Source organism: Betaproteobacteria bacterium (genome assembly GCA_016791345.1).
Lineage (GTDB): Bacteria > Pseudomonadota > Gammaproteobacteria > Burkholderiales > JAEUMW01 > JAEUMW01.
Genome location: JAEUMW010000407.1, coordinates 1 through 4,510, shown reverse-complemented (window position 1 = coordinate 4,510; position 4,510 = coordinate 1). Strand labels below are relative to the sequence as shown.

Annotated in this window: 3 protein-coding genes and 1 tRNA gene; all 4 read left to right on the top strand. The window is 62.9% G+C overall.

Translation table 11 applies throughout. The annotated features are described in order from the left end of the window. The coding region (locus tag JNK68_15415; GenBank protein MBL8541732.1) for a dihydrolipoyl dehydrogenase at window positions 1-1,087 on the top strand (1,087 nt) is incomplete at its 5' end. Then, the gene (locus JNK68_15410; GenBank protein ID MBL8541731.1) at window positions 1,087-2,271 is read left to right on the top strand and encodes an AFG1 family ATPase; all 1,185 of its coding nucleotides are present in this window, start codon (window positions 1,087-1,089) and stop codon (window positions 2,269-2,271) included. The genes JNK68_15415 and JNK68_15410, both read left to right, overlap by 1 nt. Before the next feature lie 126 nt (window positions 2,272-2,397). After that, window positions 2,398-4,305, top strand: coding sequence for a propionate--CoA ligase (locus JNK68_15405; protein MBL8541730.1), 1,908 nt, complete (start codon window positions 2,398-2,400; stop codon window positions 4,303-4,305). A gap of 107 nt (window positions 4,306-4,412) precedes the next feature. After that, window positions 4,413-4,505, top strand: a tRNA-Ser gene (locus JNK68_15400). Window positions 4,506-4,510 lie beyond the last annotated feature (5 nt).

Here is a 4,510-nt window from a genome sequence, read left to right as displayed (position 1 = left end):
GGTGTCGTCCCTGCATGGCCGCGGACGGCTCGTCTCCGCCGGCGCGACCTGCGGCATCCAGGTGAGCGACGGTGACAAGTCCGAGGTGATCCAGGCAAAGAACGTCATCATTGCCACGGGCTCGTTGCCGCGGCCGCTGCCCATGGCGGAAGTCGACAATGAACTCATCCTCGACAACGAGGGCGCGCTCGCCTTGGCCGAAGTCCCGCGCAAGCTCGGCGTGGTCGGTGCCGGCGTGATCGGGCTGGAGATGGGAAGCGTCTGGCGACGGCTGGGCGCCGAGGTGACGGTACTCGAAGCGCTGCCTTCCTTCCTCGGGGCCGTCGACGCTCAGGTCGCAAAGGAAGCGTTCCGCATATTCTCGAAGGAACTCGGCCTCGTCATCCACACCGGCGTGAAGATCGAAAGTGTCGCCAAGAGCAAGGACAAGGTTGCGGTCAAGTACGGGGACAAGGACGGCGTGCACAAGGCGGAGTTCGACAAGCTGATCGTGGCGATCGGTCGCGTGCCGAACTCGGCGAGCATCGGCGCGGAGGCAGTCGGGCTCAAGGTCGACGAACGCGGCTTCATCGAGGTCGACGACTATTGCCGCACCAATCTGCCGAACGTCTTCGCGATCGGCGACGTCGTGCGCGGTCCGATGCTCGCGCACAAGTCGTCCGAGGAAGGGGTCGCGGTCGCCGAACTCATCGCGGGCCAGAACAGCCACGTCAATCTCGAAACGGTGCCGTGGGTGATCTACACGTCGCCCGAGATCGCATGGGTCGGACGCAACGAGCAGGAGTTGAAGGAGGCGGGCATCGCGTATCGTTCCGGCATGTTCCCCTTCACCGCCAACGGTCGCGCGCGTTCGCTCGGCGAGACCGATGGCTTCGTCAAGATCCTTGCCGATGCCGAGAGCGATCGCATCCTCGGTGTCCACATCCTCGGTCCCTTTGCCTCGGAACTCATCGCGGAGGCGGTGATCGCGATGGAGTTCGGTGCGAGCGCAGAAGACATCGCGCGCAGCGTCCACGCTCATCCGTCGCTGTCGGAAGTGATGCACGAAGCAGCACTCGGGGTCGACGATCGGAGCCTGCACATCTGATGGTGGACGCAGCGGTGGATCGCCTCGGTTCCCCCCGTTCGGAGGGGATGGCGGCACCGTCGAAGGCGTCCGCTGCCGGGTTCCGGCCGGGTGAAGACAGCAGCAGCGTAGCGGATTGGGTAAGAAAGCAGGCGAGCGCCCACGGTTTCCAGCTCGACGAGGCGCAGGAGGCGGTGCTGCCGTACTTCCAGCGCCTCTTCGAGGATCTGGTGGCTGCGGAACGCTCCGCCGGTCCGCTGCAACGCTTCTTCGGCGGCGGCCGACGCCGCATCAAGGGACTCTACGTGTGGGGTGGCGTGGGTCGCGGCAAGAGCTTCCTCATGGATTGCTTCTTTGCGGCAGCTCCCATCAAGCGCAAGCGACGGCTGCACTTCCACCGCTTCATGCAGGACGTCCATCACGAGCTGGCGACGCTGCAGGGACAGGCAAATCCGCTTGCAGTCGTCGCCAAGCGGCTCGCGCGTACCACCAAGCTTCTGTGCCTGGACGAGTTCCTGGTCACCGACATCGGCGATGCGATGCTGATGCGTCACTTGCTGGATGGACTCTTCGGCGAGGATGTCGTGCTGGTGACGACTTCGAATACGCAACCCGACGATCTGTACTTGAACGGGTTGCAGCGAGGGCAGTTCCTGCCGGCGATCGATCTTCTGAAAGGTCACCTGCAGATTCTCAAGGTGGAAGGCGGCCAGGACTACCGCCTGCGTGCTCTGGAAAGGCTCGGCGTTTACCATTCGCCGCTTTCCGATGCCACCGAACTGCGCATGCAGGAGGAATTCGTCGCGATCGCGCGCGATGAGGGAGACGCGAACGTCGCGGTCGACGTCGAGGGTCGACAGCTTGCCGCGCGACGAATGGCAACCGGTGTCGCGTGGTTCGATTTCGCAGAGCTCTGCCAGAAGCCGCGGGGCCAGGGCGACTTCATCGAACTCGCGCGGCGCTTTCACACCGTGCTGCTGTCAAGGATTCCGCGCATGTTCGCGGACGAGCGCGACGCGGCGCGGCGCTTCGCCTGGCTGGTCGACGAGTTCTACGACCGCCGCGTCAAGCTCATCGTTTCCGCCGAGGCACCACTCGAAGGGTTGCTCGACCCGACAGCGGTGGGGCGCGATCTCGAACGCACGCTGAGCCGTCTGATCGAGATGCAGAGTCATCATTATCTCGCGCAGCCCCACCTGGGATAGAATTGCAGGTTCCGGGCACGGCGGTAGCACATCGTTCGGATATCGGCTGCATCGTGCGACGCGAAGATTGGCGGAACATTTCCGCGTTTGTCGAACAACACGAAGGAGGGAGATCAAGTGGGTCAAGTGGGAGAAATCTACAAGGAGTTCCACCGGCGTTCGGTCGAGGAGCGTGACGCGTTCTGGGGTGAGCTCGCCCAGCTCATTCACTGGCAGAAGCCGTACGACAAGGTTCTCGACTACAGCAATCCCCCGTTCGCGAAATGGTACCCCGGTGGTCTAACGAACCTGTGTTACAACGCCGTCGATCGGCACGCTGCCGAACACCCGGATCGCAATGCGCTGATCTACATCTCGACCGAGACCAACCAGGAGAAGGTCTATACCTACAAGGACCTGCTGGCCGAGGTCAACCGCTTTGCGGCGATCCTGCAGGAACTCGGCGTCGGCAAGGGCGATCGCGTCCTGATCTACATGCCGATGATCGCGGAAGCCGTTTTCGCGATGCTGGCCACGGTGAGGCTCGGCGCGATCCATTCCGTGGTCTTCGGCGGCTTCGCCTCGAACAGTCTCGCCACCCGCATCGATGACGCGACACCGAAGGTCATGGTCACGGCGGATGCCGGTATGCGCGGTGGCAAGGCGGTGCCCTACAAGCATCTGGTCGACGAAGCGATTCGCCTGTCCGAGACGCCTCCCGCGAAAGTGCTGATGGTCAATCGCGGCCTGGACAAGGAGATGAAGCTCATTCCGGGGCGTGACGTCGACTATGCCGAGCTTCGCGAGAAGCACATGAACGCCCAGGTGCCCTGCGAGTGGGTGGATTCGACGCACCCCTCGTACATCCTTTACACGTCCGGCACCACGGGCAAGCCGAAGGGCGTGCAGCGCGACACCGGGGGTTATGCCGTCGCGCTGGCCTCCACCATGAAGTACATCTACTGCGGCAACCCGGGGGAGACCTATTTCTCCACCTCCGACATCGGCTGGGTGGTGGGGCATTCGTACATTGTCTATGCGCCGTTGCTCACCGGCATGGCGACGATCGTCTACGAAGGCCTGCCGATCCGTCCGGATCCGGGCATCTGGTGGAAGATCGTCCAGGACTACAAGGTGACGGTGATGTTCAGCGCACCGACCGCAGCCCGTGTGCTGAAGAAGCAGGATCCCGCCTATCTCAGGAAGTACGACATCAGCACGCTGCGCACGCTGTTCCTCGCTGGCGAGCCCCTTGACGAGCCGACTGCGCACTGGATAGCGGACGCTCTCGGTGTTCCTATCGTCGACAACTACTGGCAAACCGAGACCGGCTGGCCGATTCTCACCGCCGTCCATGGCGTGGAGAAAACGCCGACCAAGTTCGGCAGCCCGTCGTTCCCCTCCTACGGTTATGACGTCCGGTTGCTGCACGAGGCGACGGGTGAGGAGGTGCCGCCCAATGAGAAGGGCGTCGTGTGCGTGGTGCCGCCCCTGCCGCCTGGCTGCCTCGCGACCGTCTGGGGCCAGGATGATCGCTTCGTGAAAACCTATTTCACGACGTTCAAGAGCCCGATGGTGTACACCACCTTCGACTGGGGCATCCGCGACAGTGACGGGTATTACTTCATCCTCGGCAGGACCGACGACGTCATCAACGTCGCTGGGCACCGCCTGGGAACGCGCGAGATCGAAGAGGCGGTCAGCAATCACTCGAACATCGCGGAAGTGGCCGTGGTCGGGGTTGCCGATCAACTCAAGGGGCAGGTGCCGATGGCCTTCGCCGTCGTGAAGGACGCATCGAAGATTGCAACCCCGGAAGCTCGCAAGGCCATGGAGAAGGAAGTGTTCGAGACCGTGGACAAGGCGCTCGGTGCGATCGGACGGCCGTCACGCGTGCACTTCATCACGCAACTGCCGAAGACCCGCTCCGGCAAGGTGCTGCGGCGTTCGATTCAAGCCATTGCCGAGGGCCGCGATCCGGGCGATCTGACCACGCTCGATGATCAGGTGGGCATCGAGCAGATCAAGAGCGCGATGACCTCAGTCAGCAAGTAAAGGAACAAGGCATGTGATCAGGGCTCGTCGTGAAAGCGACGGGCCCTTTTCCTTTCCCGGCAATTTTGACACTGTGCTGCCGCTGGTTTATTCTCGCGCGCTTTCCGGGAGAAGTGGCCGAGAGGTTTAAGGCGCACGCTTGGAAAGCGTGTGTACGGCTTATCCCCGTACCGTGGGTTCGAATCCCACCTTCTCCGCCAGTCGA

What these genes read in the sequence shown, in the direction of transcription:
- JNK68_15410 (MBL8541731.1), top strand. Translation starts at nt 1,087, where the DNA reads ATGGTGGACGCAGCGGTGGATCGCCTCGGTTCCCCCCGTTCGGAGGGG.